18 protein-coding genes and 1 riboswitch are annotated in these 18,771 nt (G+C 71.6%); of the genes, 4 read left to right on the plus strand and 14 right to left on the minus strand.

What is annotated here, in order from left to right; all coding sequences use genetic code 11:
* Positions 1–131 precede the first annotated feature (131 nt).
* A riboswitch (cobalamin riboswitch) is annotated at positions 132–321 on the minus strand.
* 179 nt (positions 322–500) lie between these two features.
* Positions 501–959: a rhodanese-like domain-containing protein gene (locus tag CS0771_RS00920; protein WP_212839352.1), complete on the minus strand. Its 459-nt coding sequence runs from the start codon at positions 957–959 to the stop codon at positions 501–503.
* Between the two features lie 98 nt (positions 960–1,057).
* Here CS0771_RS00920 and ftrA point away from each other — a divergent pair, with 98 nt between their 5' ends.
* The gene (gene ftrA, locus CS0771_RS00925) at positions 1,058–2,044 is read left to right on the plus strand and encodes a transcriptional regulator FtrA (protein ID WP_212839353.1); all 987 of its coding nucleotides are present in this window, start codon (positions 1,058–1,060) and stop codon (positions 2,042–2,044) included.
* 9 nt (positions 2,045–2,053) lie between these two features.
* Here ftrA and CS0771_RS00930 read toward each other — a convergent pair whose 3' ends face one another.
* Entirely contained in the window at positions 2,054–4,078 is a 2,025-nt protein-coding gene (locus tag CS0771_RS00930) for a BTAD domain-containing putative transcriptional regulator (protein ID WP_212839354.1), read from the minus strand.
* 168 nt (positions 4,079–4,246) lie between these two features.
* Between CS0771_RS00930 and CS0771_RS00935 the strand changes: the two genes are divergently transcribed.
* The 3 genes from CS0771_RS00935 (at position 4,247) to CS0771_RS00945 (ending at position 6,631) form a co-directional block, all read left to right on the plus strand.
* The gene (locus tag CS0771_RS00935) at positions 4,247–5,119 is read left to right on the plus strand and encodes a M23 family metallopeptidase (RefSeq protein WP_212839355.1); all 873 of its coding nucleotides are present in this window, start codon (positions 4,247–4,249) and stop codon (positions 5,117–5,119) included.
* A gap of 22 nt (positions 5,120–5,141) precedes the next feature.
* Positions 5,142–5,918: a M23 family metallopeptidase gene (locus CS0771_RS00940; protein WP_212839356.1), complete on the plus strand. Its 777-nt coding sequence runs from the start codon at positions 5,142–5,144 to the stop codon at positions 5,916–5,918.
* A 176-nt stretch (positions 5,919–6,094) separates the two neighbouring features.
* On the plus strand, positions 6,095–6,631 hold the full coding sequence (locus tag CS0771_RS00945; protein ID WP_212839357.1) for an SUKH-4 family immunity protein: 537 nt from the start codon (positions 6,095–6,097) through the stop codon (positions 6,629–6,631).
* 65 nt (positions 6,632–6,696) lie between these two features.
* On the opposite strand, the gene CS0771_RS00950 is transcribed toward CS0771_RS00945, so the two are convergent.
* The 12 genes from CS0771_RS00950 to CS0771_RS01005 form a co-directional block, all read right to left on the minus strand.
* The gene (locus CS0771_RS00950) at positions 6,697–7,569 is read right to left on the minus strand and encodes a phytoene/squalene synthase family protein (protein WP_212839358.1); all 873 of its coding nucleotides are present in this window, start codon (positions 7,567–7,569) and stop codon (positions 6,697–6,699) included.
* 346 nt (positions 7,570–7,915) lie between these two features.
* Positions 7,916–8,767 carry an IS5 family transposase gene (locus tag CS0771_RS00955; RefSeq protein ID WP_212839359.1) on the minus strand — a complete coding sequence of 284 codons (852 nt, stop codon included), beginning with the start codon at positions 8,765–8,767 and terminating at the stop codon, positions 7,916–7,918.
* 180 nt (positions 8,768–8,947) lie between these two features.
* Complete coding sequence (locus tag CS0771_RS00960) at positions 8,948–9,952, minus strand: sugar phosphate isomerase/epimerase (RefSeq protein WP_212839360.1); 1,005 nt, start codon at positions 9,950–9,952, stop codon at positions 8,948–8,950.
* A gap of 104 nt (positions 9,953–10,056) precedes the next feature.
* Positions 10,057–11,226 carry a Gfo/Idh/MocA family protein gene (locus tag CS0771_RS00965; protein ID WP_212845541.1) on the minus strand — a complete coding sequence of 390 codons (1,170 nt, stop codon included), beginning with the start codon at positions 11,224–11,226 and terminating at the stop codon, positions 10,057–10,059.
* Positions 11,227–11,316: 90 nt separating this feature from the next.
* Positions 11,317–12,372, minus strand: a complete 1,056-nt coding sequence (locus CS0771_RS00970) for a substrate-binding domain-containing protein (RefSeq protein WP_212839361.1) — start codon at positions 12,370–12,372, stop codon at positions 11,317–11,319.
* Between the two features lie 111 nt (positions 12,373–12,483).
* Entirely contained in the window at positions 12,484–13,560 is a 1,077-nt protein-coding gene (locus CS0771_RS00975) for an ABC transporter permease (RefSeq protein ID WP_371821322.1), read from the minus strand.
* A complete protein-coding gene (locus CS0771_RS00980; RefSeq protein WP_212839362.1) occupies positions 13,557–15,107 on the minus strand; it encodes a sugar ABC transporter ATP-binding protein in 1,551 nt (516 codons plus the stop codon). Before CS0771_RS00980 ends, CS0771_RS00975 begins: the two co-directional genes overlap by 4 nt.
* A 14-nt stretch (positions 15,108–15,121) precedes the next feature.
* A complete protein-coding gene (locus CS0771_RS00985; protein ID WP_203754236.1) occupies positions 15,122–16,309 on the minus strand; it encodes an ROK family transcriptional regulator in 1,188 nt (395 codons plus the stop codon).
* Between the two features lie 274 nt (positions 16,310–16,583).
* Complete coding sequence (locus tag CS0771_RS39560) at positions 16,584–16,886, minus strand: hypothetical protein (protein WP_371821323.1); 303 nt, start codon at positions 16,884–16,886, stop codon at positions 16,584–16,586.
* Positions 16,887–16,923: 37 nt separating this feature from the next.
* Entirely contained in the window at positions 16,924–17,433 is a 510-nt protein-coding gene (locus tag CS0771_RS00995; RefSeq protein ID WP_212839364.1) for a GbsR/MarR family transcriptional regulator, read from the minus strand.
* A 159-nt stretch (positions 17,434–17,592) separates the two neighbouring features.
* Positions 17,593–18,075 (minus strand): hypothetical protein, encoded by a 483-nt coding sequence (locus CS0771_RS01000; protein WP_212839365.1) that lies wholly within the window; start codon positions 18,073–18,075, stop codon positions 17,593–17,595.
* 100 nt (positions 18,076–18,175) lie between these two features.
* The gene (locus CS0771_RS01005; protein ID WP_212839366.1) at positions 18,176–18,721 is read right to left on the minus strand and encodes a DM13 domain-containing protein; all 546 of its coding nucleotides are present in this window, start codon (positions 18,719–18,721) and stop codon (positions 18,176–18,178) included.
* Between the last annotated feature and the right edge of the window lie 50 nt (positions 18,722–18,771).

Consider the following 18,771-nt stretch of genomic DNA (forward strand, 5'->3'; position numbering starts at 1 on the left):
CATCCTGAGCCGGATGGGCACGGTCCACCGTGGACCGTCCCGCGCGGCCCGGTGTCCTCGACTCGTTCTGGTCCGGATGGACAGACGGGTCGAGGGCGCGTCGCGGGCTGGGCCGCGGCGCGCACGCCGGCAGGTCTTCGGGCTCGTGGGCGCGGCCGACCGGCCCGGCTCACGCCGCGCCGCACGTCGACCCCCTACGCCGTCGCTTCCCAGGCCGGACCCGGCCCAGTGCTGCTCCGCACCCTCTTCGCGGGAGGGCGCGGGACGGCTTCGTTCCCACTCACCGCTGCGGGGCAGCTCCGGAATCGCACCGGATTCCCTCAGCGCGAGGCCGCCTCACGACGGCTCGCGCGCACCCCTCGACCCCGTGCCTGAGGGCACCGGAGGGGTGGACCAGCGATGGATTCACACTACATCTAGTGGCACCGCGAGGAAAGCGACCCCATATGAAGTTCGGCGTGTCATCGATGGTCCATCGCGACAGTCGTCGATGGGCGCGCTCAGCAGGCGCAGGCGGCGCCGCTCGCGGGCGCCGTCAGCGGGTCCACGTCGTGTTTCTGCAACCCGAGCAGGCCCTGCGTGTCGAAGCCCTCGCGCACCCAGTACTCGTACCCGCCGAGCATCTCCTTGACCTGATAGCCCAGCCGGGCGAAGGCCAGCGCGGCCCGGGTGGCGCCGTTGCAGCCGGGCCCCCAGCAGTAGGTGACGACGACGCTGCCGGCGGGCACCACCTCGGCCGCCCGGCGGGCGATCTCCGCCGTGGGCAGGTGCACCGCGCCCGGCAGGTGACCCTGCTCCCACGCCTCCCGCGAGCGCGAGTCGACCAGGACGAAGCCCGGCGTGCCCGACGCCAGATCGGCGTGTACATCGGACACGTCGGCCTCGAACGACAGGCGGGCGGCGAAGTGGGCGGCGGCGACGTCGGCGGCGGCCGGCGGGGTGCTGAGAACGGCGGACATGAGCTGCTCCTCTACGACTCGATCAACCACGTCCATCCTCGGCGGGCCGGGCTCCGCGGACGAGTGGCGGTGACGCCGCTGTTCGCTAAGATCTCGCCATGGGTACGCCGCTGACGCTGGAGACCCGGCCCCGGCACCGGATCGCGGTGCTGGCCTTCGCCGGGATGGCCCCGTTCGAGCTGGGCTGCGTGGTCGAGGTGTTCGGCCTGCCCCGCCCGGAGCTGGACGTGCCCTGGTACGACCTGGCCGTCTGCGCCGAGACGCCCGACCCCATGCCGGCCGTCGGCGGCTTCACCGTCACCGCCCGGCACGGCCTGGACGTGCTCGCCGCGGCGGACACGGTGATCGTCCCCGGCGTCGCCGACGTGCACGCCCCCGTCTCCCCCGCCCTGGTGGCGGCGCTGCGCACGGCGGCCGCCCGGGGCGCCCGCATCGTGTCCATCTGCTCCGGCGCCTTCGCGCTGGCCGCCGCCGGGCTGCTGGACGGCCGCGCCGCCACCACGCACTGGCGCTACGCCCCGCTGCTGCGCGAGCGGCACCCGCTGGTCGAGGTCACCCCCGACGTGCTCTACGTGGACAGCGGCCAGGTGGTCACCAGCGCGGGCAGCGCCGCTGGGCTGGACCTCTGCCTGCACCTGGTGCGCCGCGACCACGGCGCGCAGATCGCCAACACGGTCGCCCGGCGGCTGGTGCTGCCGCCGCACCGCGACGGCGGCCAGGCCCAGTTCATCGAGCTGCCGGTGCGCGACGTGGTCGACGACGACGGGGTCGCCCGCGCGATGGCCTGGGCGCTGGACCACCTCACCGAGCCGCTGACGGTCAACCTGCTCGCCGCGCACGCCCGGATGTCGCCGCGCAGCTTCCTGCGCCACTTCGCCCGGCACACCGGCACCAGCCCGATCCGGTGGCTCATCGAGCAGCGGGTGGCGGCCAGCCTGCCGCTGCTGGAGACCTCCGACTCCCCCGTGGAGCAGGTCGCCGCCGCCGTCGGCTTCGACTCCCCCGCCACCTTCCGCCACCACTTCAGCCGGTGTATGCGCACGTCGCCGTCGTCATACCGCCGCACCTTCCGCACCCGCCCCTGACCGCGGGCGTCAGAAGGGCATGCGGGTCATCTCGACGGTGGACTGCAGGCGCCGGGCCTCGGCGAGGTAGGCGTCGGACAGGCCGTAGCGCGCGTCGCCGCGGTGGAGTTCGCCCAGGCGGCGGGAGGTCTGCGCCTGGGCGCGCCGGTCGCCGATCCGCTCGAAGATCTCCAGCGCCTGGGTGAGCCGCCGCACCGCCACCTCCGGCGCCTCCAGCGCGGCCAGGTCGGTCAGGCAGTACGCCTCGCAGTGCGCGTCGCCGAGCACGGCGAAGCGGTCCAGCGCGGCGGTCAGGTCGGCGCGCGCGTGCGCCAGGTCGCCGCTGCGCAGCCGGGCCAGGCCCAGCTGGCGGGTGAGCAGCGCGGACCGGTGCGCGTCGCCGATCTCCTCGGCCAGCCGCAGCCCGACGCCGAAGTCGCGGAACGCCTCGGCGAGGTCGCCGCGGGCCAGCCAGACCATGCCGAGCGCGCCCAGCGCGTACGCCTCGCCGTGGCGGTGCCCGAGCATCCGGTACGCCTCCAGGGCCTGGCGGTAGCAGTCCAGCGCGTCGTCCAGCTCGCCCCGGATGCGGTGCCCGGTGCCCAGCCCGGCCAGCGCCGCGGCCTGCCCGCACAGGTTGCCCAGCCGCGCGAACAGCAGCCGGGACCGGCTGAACGCCTCCGCGGCCTCCTCGTAGTGGTCCCGGTAGAGGTGCAGCTGGCCCAGCCCGCGCAGGGTCACCGCCTCGCCGAGCAGGTTGCCGTCCGCCCGGCAGGCGGCCAGCGCGGCGCGGTGCGTCTGTTCCCACTCCGCGGTGTGCCCGCCCATGTCGCACCAGGCCACCATGGCGTGTGCCAGCTCCCAGGCCAGATCGGACAGCCCGTTGCCCGCGGCGGCCTCGACCGCGCCGAGCAGCGCCTGCCGCTCCGCGGCGAACCAGCGCACCGGGTCGCCCGTCAGCTCCGCCGCGTCCGGCACCGGCCAGCGCGGCGCGACGGTCAGCCCCGGCCCGAACACCTGCGGCGGCAGCCCGCCCGCGGCCCGCTCGGCCAGGCTCAGGTAGCCGCCGAGCGCGCGGGTCAGCGCCGCGCCGATCGCCTCGCCGGGCAGGTCCGGCGCGAGCAGCCCGACCAGCACCGGCAGGCCGTAGCGGGCCTGGCCCAGCTCGTCCGGGCCGGCCGGGCGCAGCAGGCGGGCCCGGTCCAGCGAGGCCAGCACCTCCGTCGCGTCCGGACGGTCGAGCAGCGCGGCGGTCACCCAGCCGGGCACCGACGGCACCGCCAGCCGGGCCAGCCCGCGCAGCACCAGCGCCGCCGCACCGTCCAGCCGGGCGCCGAACGGCAGCGGGCCCTCCTCCTCGACCAGCAGCGTGCGATGCAGGCGGCGCAGCGGCTCGCCCGGCTCGACGCCCAGCTCCTCGGTGAGCGTGCGGCGCGCGGCCGCGTACGCCGACAGCGCCTCCGCCCGGTGGCCCGCGTCGCGCAGCGCCGTCACCAGCAGCTGCCACGCCTCCTCCCGCAGCGGCTCCTCGCCGACCAGCCGGCGCAGCTCGTCCACGGCCGCGGCGGGCTGCCCCGCCTCGATGCGCAGCAGGGCCCGGCGCTGCCGGACCGAGCGGTGCCGCTCGACCAGCCGGTCGATCTCGGTGCGCCACAGCGGGGACGCGGGCAGGTTCTCCAGCGGCTCGCCGCGCCACAGCTCCAGCGCCGCGGCGAGGCCGGCCGGGTCGCCGCCGCGGGCGTGCTCTTCGAAACGCAGCAGGTCCAGCTCGTCCGGGCACAGCTCCAGCCGGTAGCCGGGCGGCTGGCGGCGCAGCCGGTCCCCGAGACAGGTGCGCAGCGCGCTGACGTACGTCTGCACATTGGCCAGTGCCGAGCGGGGCGGGTCCTGCGGCCACAGCACCTCGATCAGGTGGTCGACCGACACGGTGCGGCCATGGTGCAGCGCCAGCGTCGCCAGCAGCTGGCGCGGTTTCACGCCACCCACGGAAGCGGCCACCCCGTCGCGCGTCAGCTCGAAGGTGCCCAGGATGCGCAGTTCCAGCCGGTCCGCCATCGCCCCAACCACTCACGATCCGTGATCGATCGCCTGAGCCTACGCGTGCTCGGCCGATCGGACCAGAGCGCTCGGCTGAACGGCTGTAGTGGTTCTGGAGAATCGTTGGAGCACCGGTCGCGACGCTGTGTACACCCTGTCCACCACCCCACGGAAGGGAACGGCCACATGCGACCACTCCGGCTCCTGTCCGGTGCCGCCGCGCTGCTCCTCGGCGTGACGAGTGCGGTCCTGCTATCCTCACCCGCCCATGCCGCACCCGCGTTCCAGCTGCCGTTCCCGTGCGGCCAGACCTGGAACGGCAACAGCACCAACAGCAGCGCCCACGTCTCCTGGGAGATCGACTTCAACCGCGGCTCCACCGCCACGGCCGACCTGGGTGACACCGTGGTCGCCGCCGCGGCGGGCACCGTCGAGGTCTCCGCGCACCAGGGCTCCGTCAACGGCTACGGCAACCTCATCGTCATCGACCACGGTGGCGGCTACTTCACCTACTACGCCCACCTGGACAGCCGGGCGGTCGTCGCCGGCCAGTCCGTGCTGCGCGGCCAGGCCATCGGCGCGCTCGGCAACACCAGCAAGCCCGGCAACAACATCTCCCCGCACCTGCACTACGAGGTGCGCTACCCGGACCGCTCGCAGTCGCACATCATCAAGGCCGTCTTCAACGGCAGCACCTTCGGCTACGGCTCGGCCAACGTGACCAGCAACAACTGCGCCACGTCGTACGACCCCGCCGAGGTCTGCGGCGCCGGCTTCCAGATGATCGACTCGGTCAAGCTCGGCAGCGCGGGCACCGCGAACCTGCTGTGGAAGGGCTCCACGGGCCAGAACTGCACCGTGACGCTGAAGATGTCCAGCGTCGGCACGCCCACCGCGACGAGCTCCTTCCTGGAACCGCAGGGGGCGAGCAGAACCACCGACTCCGGCAGCTACTCCTACTACGCCGGGCCGGTCATCCGCACCGCCCCCGGCTGCGTGAAATGGGGCGGCAGCGCCGGTGGCACCACGTACACCTCCGGTTTCGAACACTGCGCCTGACCTCTCACCCCGAGGAGAACCCATGCTCAAGCGCGTCCTGGGGCTGGCCACCGCCGCCCTGGCCATCGGCGCGGCCGTGCTGGTCGAAGCAAGCCCGGCCATGGCCGCCCCGACCTTCAAGGTCCCGTTCCCCTGCAACCAGGTCTGGTCCGGCCAGACCCGCACCAACCACAGCCCCGCCAACGCCATCGACTTCAACCGCACCGACGACCTCGGCGACCCCGTCGTGGCCAGCGCCCCCGGCACCGTGGACGTCGTCACCAACCTCGGTGACACCAGCTACGGCAAGTACGTCCGGATCAACCACGGCAACGGCTGGACCACCTACTACGCGCACCTGAACTCGTTCAACACGTCGGTGGGCCAGACCGTCAAGTACGGCACCGTGATCGGATACGTCGGCACCACCGGCGGCTCGACCGGCCCCCACCTGCACTACGAGCAGCGCTCCGGCGGCTCCGCCGTCCAGATCAAGTTCAACGGCGTGACCGCGCTCTACTGGGGCACCAAGAACTACACCAGCGACAACGGCTGCGGCGGTGGGGCGGCGCAGGGCACCGTCAACACCGCGGGCTCGGCGCTGACGATCCGCTCGGGCCCCGGCACCGGCTACGCCGCCGTGGGCACCGTCGCCGACGGCGCGACCGTGTCCATCCAGTGCCAGACCACCGGCACCACGGTCACCGGCACCTACGGCACCAGCAACATCTGGGACCGCATCGGCACGGGCAAGTTCATCTCCGACGCCTACGTCTACACCGGATACGACGGCTTCATCCCCGGCGTCCCCCGCTGCTAGGCAAGGAAGGGCACCTTCTTATCGCTTTCCGTATAAGAAGGTGCCCTTCTTAACGCCTCGCCACGGCGGGGCGGAGCGGTCTGGGGGATGATCGCGAGTTCGTGTCCAAAGGTGGGGCCTGGCCTGAGGTTTCGACACGAGACCCTGATCTTCAGGATCGGCGGTTAGGGTTCGGTGTGGAAAAGCTGTCCGTGGAGATGCCCACCCGTGATGAGCTGGTCGCGTGGGCGGGTGAGGGGCGTGTCGTCCGCGCCGGAGCCGGCGAGATCACGTCCTGGGACCTGCCGGAGCCCGACCGTCGTGCGCTGATCGACATCGGCGTGCCCCTGCTGGAGCAGATCGTCGACGCGGTGACGTTTCACGCCGAGGACGGCGGCTACCGGGTGGCGGAGCAGGATCCGGCGACGCGCCAGGTGTTCCGGGTCGAGCCGGGCACCGGGCGGGTGCTCGAGCAGGCCCGACCGCAGTCCCCCAACCGGATCGTCAACTCGTCGGTCCGCCAATGGCTCTGCTCCCTGCACCTGGTGGGTACGGCGATGAACACCTCATACGCGCTCGCGCACTGGGACGAGTCCGGTGACCTGGAGGACGCCGCGCTGGACGAGCTGGCCGAGCTGCTGGCACGGATCAGGCGGCTCGATCCCGCCGCGTTCGGCGACGGGAGCCACGCGCACTTCTACTGGCCGGCCGTGCTGGACCGCTGGCTCTACTGACGCCCTGTCCGGACACCGTCGGCCCCGAGCCCGCCTCTCGACGCAGCCAGCGCCCCGGGCCGGGCTCATCGGGCGAGCAGCCCACGTGCCAGCAGCGTGATCCGGCGCGACGCCGGCACCACCGCCCGCCCTGCGAATACGTCGTGATCCCGTCGCTCGATCTCGTCCAGAATCGCGCCGTAGACCAGGTAGGCGGTCCGTACGCACCTCCCCGACGCGCCGGGCAGCATCCCGATGCCGGGCAGCGCGGCGGCGTAGTGCCCCCGGGCACGGGCGATCTCGTACGCCATGAGCCTCTTGATCCGGGCAGTGGCCCGCCCGGCCGCCGCCGCGGCGCGCAACTCGCCTTCGCCGACGCCGAACCGGGCCAGGTCCTCCTGCGGCAGGTACACCCGGTCCCGGGCCAGATCCTCGGCGACGTCGCGCAGGAAGTTGGTGAGCTGGAACGCCAGCCCGAGCTGCCGCGCCGGCTCGCGGGCCGCGTCCGGCTCGGCGGGGCCGAGGACCGGCAGCATCAGCGTGCCGATCACCGCCGCCGAGCCCTCCATGTAGCGCAGCAGCGCCGGATAGTCGGCGTAGCGCCGCACCGTCAGGTCCATAGCCATCGAGTCGAGGAAGGCGGTGAAGTCGGCCGGGTCCAGCCGGAGCGCCCGGGCGGTATGCAGCACGGCCGGGAGCAGCGGATCGTCGACCGGCTCGCCGCGCAGCCCGGCGTGCAGGCGCGCGGACAGGTCCGCCAGCCGCCGGGCACGTTCGGCGGGCGCCGTGGCGTCGAGGCTGTCGACGATCTCGTCGGCGTGGCGGGCGAAGCCGTACAGCGCGTGCACGTGCGGCCGCTTCCACGCGGGTAGCAGCCGGGTGGCCAGGTAATAGGTGCGGCCATGGCGCCGGTGCAGGTCCGCACAGCGGCGGTAGGCGTCCGCCAGCTCCTTCGGCACCGCCCTGCGGCCCGCTGCCTCAGCAGGGCCGAGGGCTGACCGGGAACCTTCCGTGGCGGGGGTCACGGCGTCCGCCGACCCGGCCTGCCGCACCGGCACTCTCCCGCCCCCTGTCCTGCCGGCGGCGAGTCCGCCCAGGCCAGGGCCATCCTAGGCGTGCACGAACGCGCCCCCGAAACCGGCCGGACCCGGGAAGATCGCCGTCTCGTGTCAGAACCTCAGCTCAGGCCCCACGTTTGGACACGAACTCGCGATCATCCCCGGTGACCGACCAGCTCCGCCGTCGCGAGACGTTAAGAAGGGCACCTTCCTATACGCAAAGCGTTAAGAGCGACCGGCAATAGGTTCATTTGAGGCGTCGGGTGGTGGGACGGCCGTCCCAGCGGTAGCGGGGGCGGGCTTGTCGGATGAGTTGGCGTGTGGTGATCAGGGCTGCTGCCAGGTAGAGGTAGAAGTCCACGACCTGCGCGTTGCGTTCGGTGCAGCGGCGGATCTTGCCGTAGCCGTTCATCCATGAGTGGGTGCGTTCCACCACCCAGCGTTTGCCGACCTGGATGGGGGCGGGGAGGCCTTTGCGGGCGATCTGGCCGTGCAGGCCGCGGTCGTGCAGGCGCTGGCGGGTGGGGGTGTTGTCGTAGGCGCGGTCCAGGTGCACGGTGACGTCGTCGGGCAGGGGGCCTGTCTGTTGGGTGGCGGTGTCGAGGGTGGCTTCCAGCAGGGCGTTGTCGTTGCGGTTGGCGGGGGCGGAGATCACGGCCAGGGGTATGCCGGCGGCTTCGGTGCCGGTGGAGCGTTTGAGGCCGCCTTTGCCGCGGTCGACCGGGGAGCGTCCGGCGCGGTCTCCGCCGCAGGGTGCTTTGGTGAGCGCGCCGTCGACGGCGATGTCGTGCAGCTGTAGGCCGATCATGTTGTCGTAGGCGGCCAGGGTCAGGGCGTGCAGTTGCTGGGCGAGGCCTGCGCTGGCCCAGTCGGCCAGGCGGCGGCGGATGGTGCGGTCGGAGCATCCTGGGCCGGCGATGCGTTCGTAGCCCGAGCCGTGGACCAGGGCGTGGATGACGTGTTCGAAGACGACCTGGTCGGGGATGCGGCGGCGGTGGCAGCCCAGCGGGTGTGCGGGGTCGTATTCGGGCCGGTCGGGCAGCAGTGCGGCGAACTGGACCCAGATCGGGGTCAGCAGCGATGATGGCAGCGCAGGCACGGGACTCCTGTCATTGAAGCGTAGAGAACTCCAATGATCGATAAGTCCCGTGCCTGTTTGCTACCCGCGACCGGCTACCTGTCCAGGTCCGCACCTAATGCCGGTCGCTCTAAGAAGGTGCCCTTCCTTATCTCAGGCCCGCCGGACGGCACGTGGGCACCGGCCGGCGGGGGCCGGGGGTCACTCCGAGCTGAACGCCGCGTCGAACGAGGCGGTGGGCGGGTCGAAGAGCAGGTTACGCACGAACTGCAGCGCCTGCGGAGCCCCCACGAGCCGATCCATGCCCGCGTCCTCCCACTCGATCGAGATCGGGCCGTCGTAGCCGATCGAGTTCAGCGCGCGGAAGCAGTCCTCCCAGGGCACGTCGCCGTGCCCGGTGGACACGAAGTCCCAGCCGCGGCGCAGATCGGCCCAGGGCAGGTGCGAGGACAGGATGCCGCGGCGCCCGTCGCCCATGCGCACCTTGGTGTCCTTGCAGTCCACGTGGTAGATCCGGTCGGCGAAGTCGAGGATGAAGCCGACCGGGTCGCAGCCCTGCCACACCATGTGCGAGGGGTCCCAGTTCAGGCCGAACGCGGGCCGATTGCCCAGCGCGTCCAGCGCGCGGCGGGTGGTGTGGTAGTCGTACGCGATCTCGCTCGGGTGCACCTCGTGCGCGAAGCGCACGCCGACCTCGTCGTACACGTCGAGGATCGGGTGCCAGCGCCGCGCGAACTCCTCGTAGCCCGCGTCGATCATCGAGGCGGGGACCGGCGGGAACATGGCCACGAAGTGCCAGATCGGCGAGCCGGTGAAGCCGACGACGACGTTCACGCCCAGCTTGGCGGCGGCGCGGGCGGTGTCGGCCATCTCGGCGGCGGCACGCTGACGCACGCCCTCGGGCTCGCCGTCGCCCCAGATCCGGGCGGGCAGGATCGCCTTGTGCCGCTCGTCGATCGGGTTGTCGCACACGGCCTGGCCGACCAGGTGGTTGGAGATCGCGTGCACGCTCAGGCCGTACTTGTCGAGCTGGGCGCGCTTGCGCGCGATGTAGGTGTCGTCCGACAGCGCCTTGTCGACCTCGAAGTGGTCGCCCCAGCAGGCGATCTCGAGTCCGTCGTAGCCCCACTCGGACGCGAGACGGCAGACCTCCTCGAACGGGAGGTCTGCCCACTGGCCGGTGAACAGGGTGATGGGTCGGGGCATGGAAACGCTCCCTTTCGGTATGCCCGTGGGGCGAAACGTTCATGGGTGAGAGGGCCGGTCGGTCGGCGTCCGACCGGCCCTCTCACGTCGGGGGTGGTGCGGACTCAGGCCGCGTACTGCGGCTGAGCCACCTGCGTCCAGGCCGAGCCGGACGCCGCCGACCGCTGCACCGCGTCGAGCACGAGCTGGACGCCGAGCGCCTCCTCGAACGACGGGTGGGGGTCGGTGCCCTCCGCCACCGCCTGCACGAAGTCCCGTGCCTGGTGGGTGAAGGAGTGCTCGTAGCCGATGATGTGGCCCGGCGGCCACCAGGCCGACAGGTACGGGTGCTCCGGCTCGGTCACCAGGATCCGGTTGAACCCCTGCTCCGCGGCCGGGCGCGTGGCGTCGTAGAACTCCAGCTCGTTGAGGCGCTCCAGGTCGAAGACCAGGGAGCCGAGCGAGCCGTTGATCTCGACGCGCAGCCCGTTCTTGCGGCCCATCGCGAAGCGGCTCGCCTCGTACGTGGCGATCGCCCCGCCGGACAGCCGCGCCGTGAACACCGCGGCGTCGTCGACGGTGACCTGCCCGTACGCCTGGCCGTCCGCGGCCGAGCTGGCGGCCAGGCCGCTCATCTCGGTGGGGATGGGCCGCTCCTTGACGAACGTCTCGGTCAGCGCGCTGACGCCGGTGATGCGCTGCCCGGTGATGTGCTGGGTGAGGTCGATGATGTGGGCGCCGATGTCGCCCAGCGCGCCCGACCCGGCCCGCTCCTGCTGCAGCCGCCAGACCAGCGGGAAGTTCGGATCGGTGATCCAGTCCTGCAGGTACACGGCTCGCACGTGCCGGATCACCCCGAGGCGGCCGGCGGCGATCATCTCACGCATGAGCGCCGCCGCCGGCACGCGCCGGTAGTTGAACCCGCACAGCGTACGGATGCCCGACTCCCGGGCCGCGGTCGCGGCATCGACCATCGCCTGGGCCTCGGCCACGTTGTTGGCCAGCGGCTTCTCGCACATCACGTGCTTGCCCGCGGCGAGGGCGGCGATGGTGATCTCGGCGTGGCTGTCGCCGGGGGTGCAGACGTCGATCACGTCGATGTCGTCCCGGGCGATCAGCTCACGCCAGTCCGTGACGTAGCCGTCCCAGCCGAGACGGTCGGCCGCCTCGGCGACCTTGGCTTCGTCACGGCCGCAGACCGCGGCCATCCGGACCCGCAGGGGCAGGTCGAACGCACGGTTCACGGTGCGCCACGCCTGTGAGTGCGCGGCCCCCATGAACGCGTAGCCGACCATGCCGACCCGCAGCTCCTTGTTGTCGATTGTGGACACGGAGTGGGCTCCCGTCGTTACCGAGCCCGCTGGTGCGGGCGATCCATGTCGGGCTTAGAAACCGAGCTTCAGGTAGGTGCTCGCGTTCTCTTTCGTGATCGTCTCGGAGGCCAGGATGATCTCCTTCGGCACCTGCAGCTCGACCAGGTCCGACATGCCCTTGCCCTGGCCGATGAGGCGGGCCAGCGAGATGGCCGAGGAGGCCATCGACGGGCTGTAGGTGACCGTGGCCTTGAGCACGGTGTTGTCGGCGGCGATGTCCTCGATCGCCTTCTTGGAGCCGGCGCCGCCGACCATGAAGAACTCGCTGCGGTTGGCCGCCGAGATGGCCGCCAGCACACCGATGCCCTGGTCGTCGTCGTGGTTCCAGATGGCGTCGATCTTGGGCAGCGCCTGGAGCAGGTTCTGGCCCTCCTTCTGGCCGCTGTCGGCGGTGAAACGCGCCGCGCGCCGGTTGGTGACGGAGAAGCCGTAGGTGGCCAGCGCGGCCTTGAAGCCCGCGCTGCGCTCCTGGGTCAGCTCCAGCTCGTCCATGCCGGCGATCTCGCCGATGACCGGCGCGGCCACGCCCTTGGCCTTGAGCGCCTTGCCGATGTAGTGGCCGGCGGCCACGCCCATGCCGTAGTTGTCGCCCTTGATCTGCAGGCGGTACGCCAGCGCGTCCGGGAAGGCGCGGTCCAGGTTGACGACCGGGATGCCGGCCTCCATGGCCTTGAGGCCGAACGCGTTGAGCTCCTTGCCGTCGTGCGGGAGCAGCACGATGACGTCGGGCTTCTCGGCGATCAGGGTCTCCAGCGCGGCACGCTGCGCGGCCGCGTCCTTACCCGCCTCGACCTGCTTGAAGGTCACGTCGCTGTACGCCCCGGCCTGCGCCTTGGCGTTGTTGGTGATCGCCGCGATCCAGCCGTGGTCGGCGGCCGGGGCGGAGAACCCGATGGTCACGGCCTTGCCGGCCGCGGCGTTCGGGTTGGCCGTGTCGGCGCCCTTGGTCTGCGCGGCGTTCGGCTCGGCCTCGTTGCTGGTGCACGCGGTGAGCAGAGCGCCGGCGGCGAGCGCGGTGCCGCCGAAGAGAAGCCGGCGGCGGGACGCGTCCGGAATGTGCTTGGTCATCACGACCTCCTGGTCGTCGCGAGGGTGTGTTCGGTCCGGCGGCCGTCGCGTTCGACGGTCGCCCCAGGTGGTGCGGGGGTGTGCGGTGATGGAACCTTTACAACGCGGCGGTCAGGTCTGCTGCGGCGTGCCGGCCTTGGGACGGGAGAGGCCGTGCCTTCGGGCGAACTGCGTGACGGACGAGAACCGCACCTGCTGGATCAGGACCGCGACCACGATGATCGCGCCCTTGACCATGTTCTGGACCTCCGTGGGGAGGTTGGCGATGGCGAACAGGTTGGTGATCGCGGAGAACACGATCACGCCGAACAGCGAGCCGACGATGGTGCCGCGGCCGCCCGAGAGCAGCGTGCCGCCGATGATCGCGGCGGCGATCGCGTCGAGTTCGTAGAGTTCGGCCGCGGCCGCCTGCGAGGAGGTGGCCAGCGAGGTGAGCATGATCGCGGCGATCCCGCAGCACAGCCCGGACAGGGCGTACAGCAGCATGGTGTGGCCGCGGACGTTGATGCCGGCCAGGCGGGCGGCCTCGGCGTTGCCGCCGATGGCGATCGTGCGCCGGCCGAAGGTGGTCCGGTTGAGCAGCACCCAGCCCAGCCCGGCCACCACCAGCAGGATGATGACCAGCACCGGCACGCCGAGCACGCGCTCCTTGGCGATGCTGTTGATGAACTGGTCGCCGGAGACCTGCGTCTGCTTGCCGGAGATGGCGGCGGCCAGACCGCGCGCCGCGACCAGCATGGCCAGCGTCGCGATGAACGGCACCAGCCGGCCGTACGCGACGAGCAGGCCGTTGACCAGGCCCGCGCCGACGCCGACGGCGATCGCGGTGAAGATCATGCCGGCCGGGCCGAAGCTCTGCGTGGCCACCGTGGTGGCCCAGACTCCCGACAGCGCGATCAGCGCGCCGACCGACAGGTCGATGCCGCCGCCGATGATCACGAAGGTCATGCCCACGGTGACCACGCCGATCGCGGCCGCCTGGGTCAGGATGACCATCATGTTGTTGGTCACCCAGTCGAAGTCGCTGTAGAGATCGGGCCGGATGACCGCGCCGATCGCGAACAGCGCCAGCAGCACGCCGACCAGCCCGAGGTTGCGCCACAGGCCCTCGGCCGACTCGTTCTTCCACCAGCGGGGACCGGCGGCGTTCAGCGCCACTCCATCCTTCACGCCAACTTCCGCACTCACGCGGCCACCTCTTCAGTAGTCGCGGCGGTCAGGGAACCCGCCATCACCAGATCGAGAACGTCTTCTTCATTCAGCTCGGTCGCCGGCGCGCTGCGCACCACCCGGCCCTCGCGCATGACCAGCACCCGGTCGGACAGGCCGAGCACCTCGGGCACCTCGCTGGAGACCAGCAGCACCCCGACGCCGGACGCGGCGAGGTCGCGGATCACCTGGTAGAGCTCGGCCCGCGCGCCCACGTCGACGCCGCGCGTCGGCTCGTCGAGGATCAGCAGCCGGGTGTCGCCGAGCAGCCACCGGCCCACGACCACCTTCTGCTGGTTGCCGCCGGACAGGGTGCGCACCGCGCGGCGTACGTCGCGGGGGCGCAGCTCCAGCTGGTCGGCCACCCGCAGCGCCTCGGCCTGCTCCTTGCCGGCGTCGGTGAAGCCGGCGGTGGCGTACCCGGGGAAGGTGGTCAGCGTCATGTTGCGGTAGATCGGCTCGCCGAGCAGCAGCGCCTGGCTCTTGCGCTCCTCGGGCGCCATGCCGATGCCCGCGCGCACCGCCGCCGCCACGTTGCCGGGCGGGAGCGCCTTGCCGTTCATCACCACGGTGCCCGCCTCGGCCTGCCGGGCGCCGAAGATGGTCTCCAGCACCTCGGAGCGGCCCGAGCCGACCAGGCCCGCGATGCCGACGATCTCGCCCGCGTGCACGTCGAGGTCCACGTGGGTGAACTCGCCGGAGCGGCCCAGGCCGCGCACCTCCAGCAGCCGCTCCCCCGGCGCGGTGTTCGGCCGCTCGGGGAAGACGTACTCGATGGAGCGGCCGGTCATCCGGCTGACCAGGTCACGGGTCGGGGTGCTGCGGGCGGGCAGGTTCACCGCGGAGGTGCGCCCGTCCTTGAGCACGGTGACCCGGTCGCCGATCTCGCGGATCTCCTCCAGCCGGTGGGAGATGTAGACCACGGCGATGCCCTGCGCGGTCAGCTCCCGGATGATCCGGAACAGGTTGCCCACCTCGTCGTGCGCGAGCACGGCGCTGGGCTCGTCCATGATGATCAGCTTGGCGGAGTGGGACAGCGCCCGCGCCATGCTGACGATCTGCTTGCCCGCCGCGGGCAGCGCCTTGACCATCCGGTTCGGCGGGATCTCGCCGTGGCCGAGGCGGCCCAGCAGCTCGGCGGTCTGGCGCGCGGCCTGCCCCTTGTGCACGAAGCCGAAGCTGCGCGGCTCGTGGCCGAGGTAGATGTTCTCCGCCACGGTCAGGTAGTCGACGAGGTCCAGCTCCTGGTAGATGGTGGCGATGCCGGCCTTCATCGCGGCCTGCGGGCCGCTGAAGGAGACCTCCTCGCCCAGCCACTCCACCCGGCCCGCGTCCGGCCGGTGCACCCCGGCCAGCACCTTGATCAGGGTGGACTTGCCGGCGCCGTTCTGCCCCAGCAGGCAGTGCACCTCTCCGGCGCGCACCTCCAGCTCGACGCCGTCGAGGGCGCGTACGCCCGGGAAGGTCTTCACCACCCCGGACAGCCGCAGCACCACCTCACCGGTCTGCGCCGCCTCTTCGCTCATGGCCTTCTCCTCGCTCATGCCTGCTCGAAGGCGATCTCGCTGGCCAGCACGGCGGCACCGGCGACGCCCGCGCGGGGACCCAGCTCGGACAGCACCAGCGGCAGGTTGCCCGTGGCCAGCGGCAGCGACCGCCGGTAGACCACGCTGCGGATCTCGGCCAGCATGATGTGGCCGAGCTGCGCCAGGCCGCCGCCGATGACGATCATCGACGGGTTGACGAAGCTGACCAGCCCGGCCAGCACGGTGCCGATGCGCCGGCCGCCGTCGCGGATCAGCTGCACACAGGCCACGTCGCCCTCGACCGCGGCGATCGCCACGTCCATCGCGGTGACCTGGCCGTTGGTGGCCAGGCGCTCGGCCAGCGCGGGCGAGGCGCCCGACCGGGCCGCCGCGGTGGCCTCGCGGGCCAGCGCCGCGCCGCTGAACACGGCCTCCAGGCAGCCGACGTTGCCGCAGGTGCAGACCGGGCCGTGCGAGTCGACCTGGATGTGACCGATGTCGCCGGCGCAGCCGTCGGTGCCCCGGTAGACCTCGCCGTTGAGGTAGACGCCGCAGCCGATGCCGGTGCCGATCTTCACGAAGAGGAAGTTGTCCACCGAGTGCGCGACGCCGCCGTTGCGCTCGCCGATCGCCATGATGTTCACGTCGTTGTCCACCACGGCCGGGCACCCGTGCTCCCGCGTCAGCAGCTCGCGCACGGGGAAGCGGTCCCAGCCGGGCATTATCGGCGGCGACACGGGCACCCCGTCGCGGAAGCTGACCGGGCCGGGCACGCCGATGCCGATGCCGTCCAGGTGCGTGAACGCACCCTCGACCTTGGCCTTGGCGAGCAGCTCGTTGACCCGCTGCAGGATCACCTTGGGCCCGCTGCGGATGTCGGCCGTCTCGCTGTAGTGGGCCACCGGCTCCAGCCGCCCGTTGGTCACCTCGACGTCGATCGAGGTGGCGCCCAGGTCGACCCCGGCGAAACGCATGCCCGGGTTCAGCTCGACCAGGGTGGAGCGGCGTCCGCCGCGCGACTCGGCCGGGCCGGCCTCGGCGATCTGGCCGCCGGTCACCAGCCGGTCCAGCTCGCCGAGCAGGCGGGGGCGCGGGATGTCGAGGCGGTCGGCGAGCTCGGCGCGCGACAGCGCACCTTCGTCCCGCAGCAACCGCAGCACCCTGACATGCAGGGGATCCCAGAGCACCCGCGCGAGGCTCATCCGCCCGCCCTTCCAGCCTGATTGGACGACCACCGATGTGTGTTGTGTCGCACAGGTTACGAGCTTTCGACGAACGTGTCCATAGCTTCTAGCCGAATCCGCGAAACTTTTGCATGATCAAGCAGAAGTTGCCCCGACCTCGGCAGAACATCCCCACCTCTCGTGCGCAAGTCTTAAAAAGTCGCGGTCTCATAACAGCTTCGAGGCCGCGACTCCGGCGCAGTCGCGGCCTCGAACGGGGACGCGCCGGGGGTACGGGCCCGGCGAAAGTTGGTCAGCCCAGGTGAGGGGCGGTGTGGAGATCCACCGTGGACAGCTCGGCGGCGTCGAGGTCCAGCACGACGACCTCGTTGCGGCCCGCGCGCAGCAGCGGCCGGGGGACGTAAAGGGTGCGCTGAGGGCCCACGGACCAGTAGCGGCCGAGCAGGTGACCGTTGATCCAGAGGTACCCCTTCGTACCGTCGGGCACGCTGAGACAGGTGTACGCCGGAGCCGTCACGTCGAGCCACGCCGGTGGAAAGTCGGGCCTCCGCCCGAAGCCACGGCGAACTTGACCATCAGCACTCCTCAGCCGCATGGAAACCGATTACTACGGCTGGGGAGACTGCGCGTGATCACCGCCGGGCGGAACGCCCCTGCTGCCGCTGTTCCTGCCAGCGGGCCAGCGCCGAACCGACCTGGTCCTGCACGAAGAGGAAGAAGTCCCGCATGTCGGCCAGCCGCCGCCCGGCCGCCGTGCCCTCGCCGCCGGCGGCGGTGATGACCCCCTCGGCCTCGTCGGAGAACTGGCCGTAGAAGCCGCGCTTGGCCGTGGTCACGCCGTACCAGGGCTCGTCGGGCAGGCGGTAGTGGTCCCGGCGGGAGCCGGGGGCGGGCTCGCGTACGACGAAGCCCATCTGCATCAGGTAGCGGACCGCGCCGGAGATCGCCGCCGGGCTCACGCTCAGCCGCTCGGCCAGGTCGCCCGCCGTCAGCGAGGTCTCCTCCGCGCTCATCATCGTCATCAGCACGCGCGAGGGCATCCGCGGAAAGCCCATGTCGGCCAGCATCATCGCCATGTGCTCCACGGAACGGCGCACGGCGTCCTCATCACGCGGGGCGACCGCGTCGACTTCGTCGCTCATCAGCACCGATGATAACGACCTTCGCAGTGTTCACGAATGTCTGAACACCCTGACCCCGCCCGCCACGGACGACGGCCTGCCGCGTCGAGTGCCGACCGGACTCGACGCGGCAGGCCGTCGCCTGCGGAAAGGGGGTTGGGGGGACGGGGTGGGCCGCGGTCAGGAACCGGCGCCCTTGGCGGTGCCGGTGGCGGCACCGACGATCCAGCCGACGAACAGGCCGTACGCCGAACCGGCGTGGGCGGCCTTGAGCGCGCCTATGAACGTGGGGTTGGCGATGATGAACGCGGTGAGGAAGGCCGCCAGCGCCGATGCGAAGATCAACGCGGACCACCCGAGGAGGAAGCCGCCGGCGCCGCCGGAGACCGCCTTGCTGACCACGCCGAGGATGACCGCGACGAACAGGATCAGCAACAGCGCGCGCAGGTCGTCGGCCAGCAGCCGGCGCATCGCGCCGCTGGAGCCGTCGACCGGACCGAAGGCCCAGTGGGGCCAACAGAGCACACGCAGGAACCAGCCCCAGGCAGTGTCCTCACTGGTGTGTCGGTAGACCCACTCAGTGAAGGGCTGGTTTCCGAAGATGAGGACGAGCGCCGCGGTTGCGATGATGCCGGCACCAGTCACCGTACGAGTCCGCGCCATGACCTGATGATAGGTGCCCAGGAATGCATATGTCGATGGGTCATACCATCGGTAATACTCGATCGGGCGAGCGGTCACCCTCCCGAGTGGACACGTGGCGTCACATGCTCAGCTCGGCGGCGGCGAAGGAGACCTTGAACCGGGCGCACCAGATGGTGACGCTGCGGAACTGCGCCGGATCCGTGTTCGCGGGCACGTCGTAGACCTGGGTGCCGTGGGTGCCCTTGAGCCGCCCCAGCTCGACGTGCTTGCCGTCGTCGAACACGTGCCAGCCCTCCCGGCCGGGCAGCACCGGCTGGTCGGTCAGCCATATCCTCAGGTCCGGCCCGTCCGATGTGGCCAGGTTGCGCAGGATCACCTGGTGGCGGCCGTCCGGCAGGCGCACCAGCTGCGCCGTGCCGGAGCTGTCGTGCTCATGGGTGACCAGAGCGCCCTCGGCCAGCAGCACGGCCACGGGGGACGGCGCGGGCGCGCCGGACGTGGCGCCGGCGGTCGGCGTGGGCGCCACGACCACCGGGGCCGCGTCATTGACCGTGTTCGAGGTGAGCAGCTTCCAGGGCTGGAACCAGTACAGCCCGAACGCCAGGCCCACGGCCAGCACCGCGGCCACCGCCCACACGGCGGGCTTGCGGAAGAACCTCGTCATACCCAGTCACGCTAGAACGTGGACGGGCATCATGGCGGCCGCGTTCGCGG

Origin of the sequence: Catellatospora sp. IY07-71 (assembly GCF_018326265.1) — a bacterium.
Classification (GTDB): domain Bacteria; phylum Actinomycetota; class Actinomycetes; order Mycobacteriales; family Micromonosporaceae; genus Catellatospora.

Coding starts and splice junctions, on each gene's coding strand:
- CS0771_RS00920 (WP_212839352.1), bottom strand. CDS start 959: ATGTCCGCCGTTCTCAGCACCCCGCCGGCCGCCGCCGACGTCGCCGCC.
- ftrA (WP_212839353.1), top strand. CDS start 1,058: ATGGGTACGCCGCTGACGCTGGAGACCCGGCCCCGGCACCGGATCGCG.
- CS0771_RS00930 (WP_212839354.1), bottom strand. CDS start 4,078: ATGGCGGACCGGCTGGAACTGCGCATCCTGGGCACCTTCGAGCTGACG.
- CS0771_RS00935 (WP_212839355.1), top strand. CDS start 4,247: ATGCGACCACTCCGGCTCCTGTCCGGTGCCGCCGCGCTGCTCCTCGGC.
- CS0771_RS00940 (WP_212839356.1), top strand. CDS start 5,142: ATGCTCAAGCGCGTCCTGGGGCTGGCCACCGCCGCCCTGGCCATCGGC.
- CS0771_RS00960 (WP_212839360.1), bottom strand. CDS start 9,952: ATGCCCCGACCCATCACCCTGTTCACCGGCCAGTGGGCAGACCTCCCG.
- CS0771_RS00965 (WP_212845541.1), bottom strand. CDS start 11,226: ATGGTCGGCTACGCGTTCATGGGGGCCGCGCACTCACAGGCGTGGCGC.
- CS0771_RS00970 (WP_212839361.1), bottom strand. CDS start 12,372: ATGACCAAGCACATTCCGGACGCGTCCCGCCGCCGGCTTCTCTTCGGC.
- CS0771_RS00980 (WP_212839362.1), bottom strand. CDS start 15,107: ATGAGCGAAGAGGCGGCGCAGACCGGTGAGGTGGTGCTGCGGCTGTCC.
- CS0771_RS00985 (WP_203754236.1), bottom strand. CDS start 16,309: ATGAGCCTCGCGCGGGTGCTCTGGGATCCCCTGCATGTCAGGGTGCTG.
- CS0771_RS39560 (WP_371821323.1), bottom strand. CDS start 16,886: ATGCGGCTGAGGAGTGCTGATGGTCAAGTTCGCCGTGGCTTCGGGCGG.
- CS0771_RS00995 (WP_212839364.1), bottom strand. CDS start 17,433: ATGAGCGACGAAGTCGACGCGGTCGCCCCGCGTGATGAGGACGCCGTG.
- CS0771_RS01000 (WP_212839365.1), bottom strand. CDS start 18,075: ATGGCGCGGACTCGTACGGTGACTGGTGCCGGCATCATCGCAACCGCG.
- CS0771_RS01005 (WP_212839366.1), bottom strand. CDS start 18,721: ATGACGAGGTTCTTCCGCAAGCCCGCCGTGTGGGCGGTGGCCGCGGTG.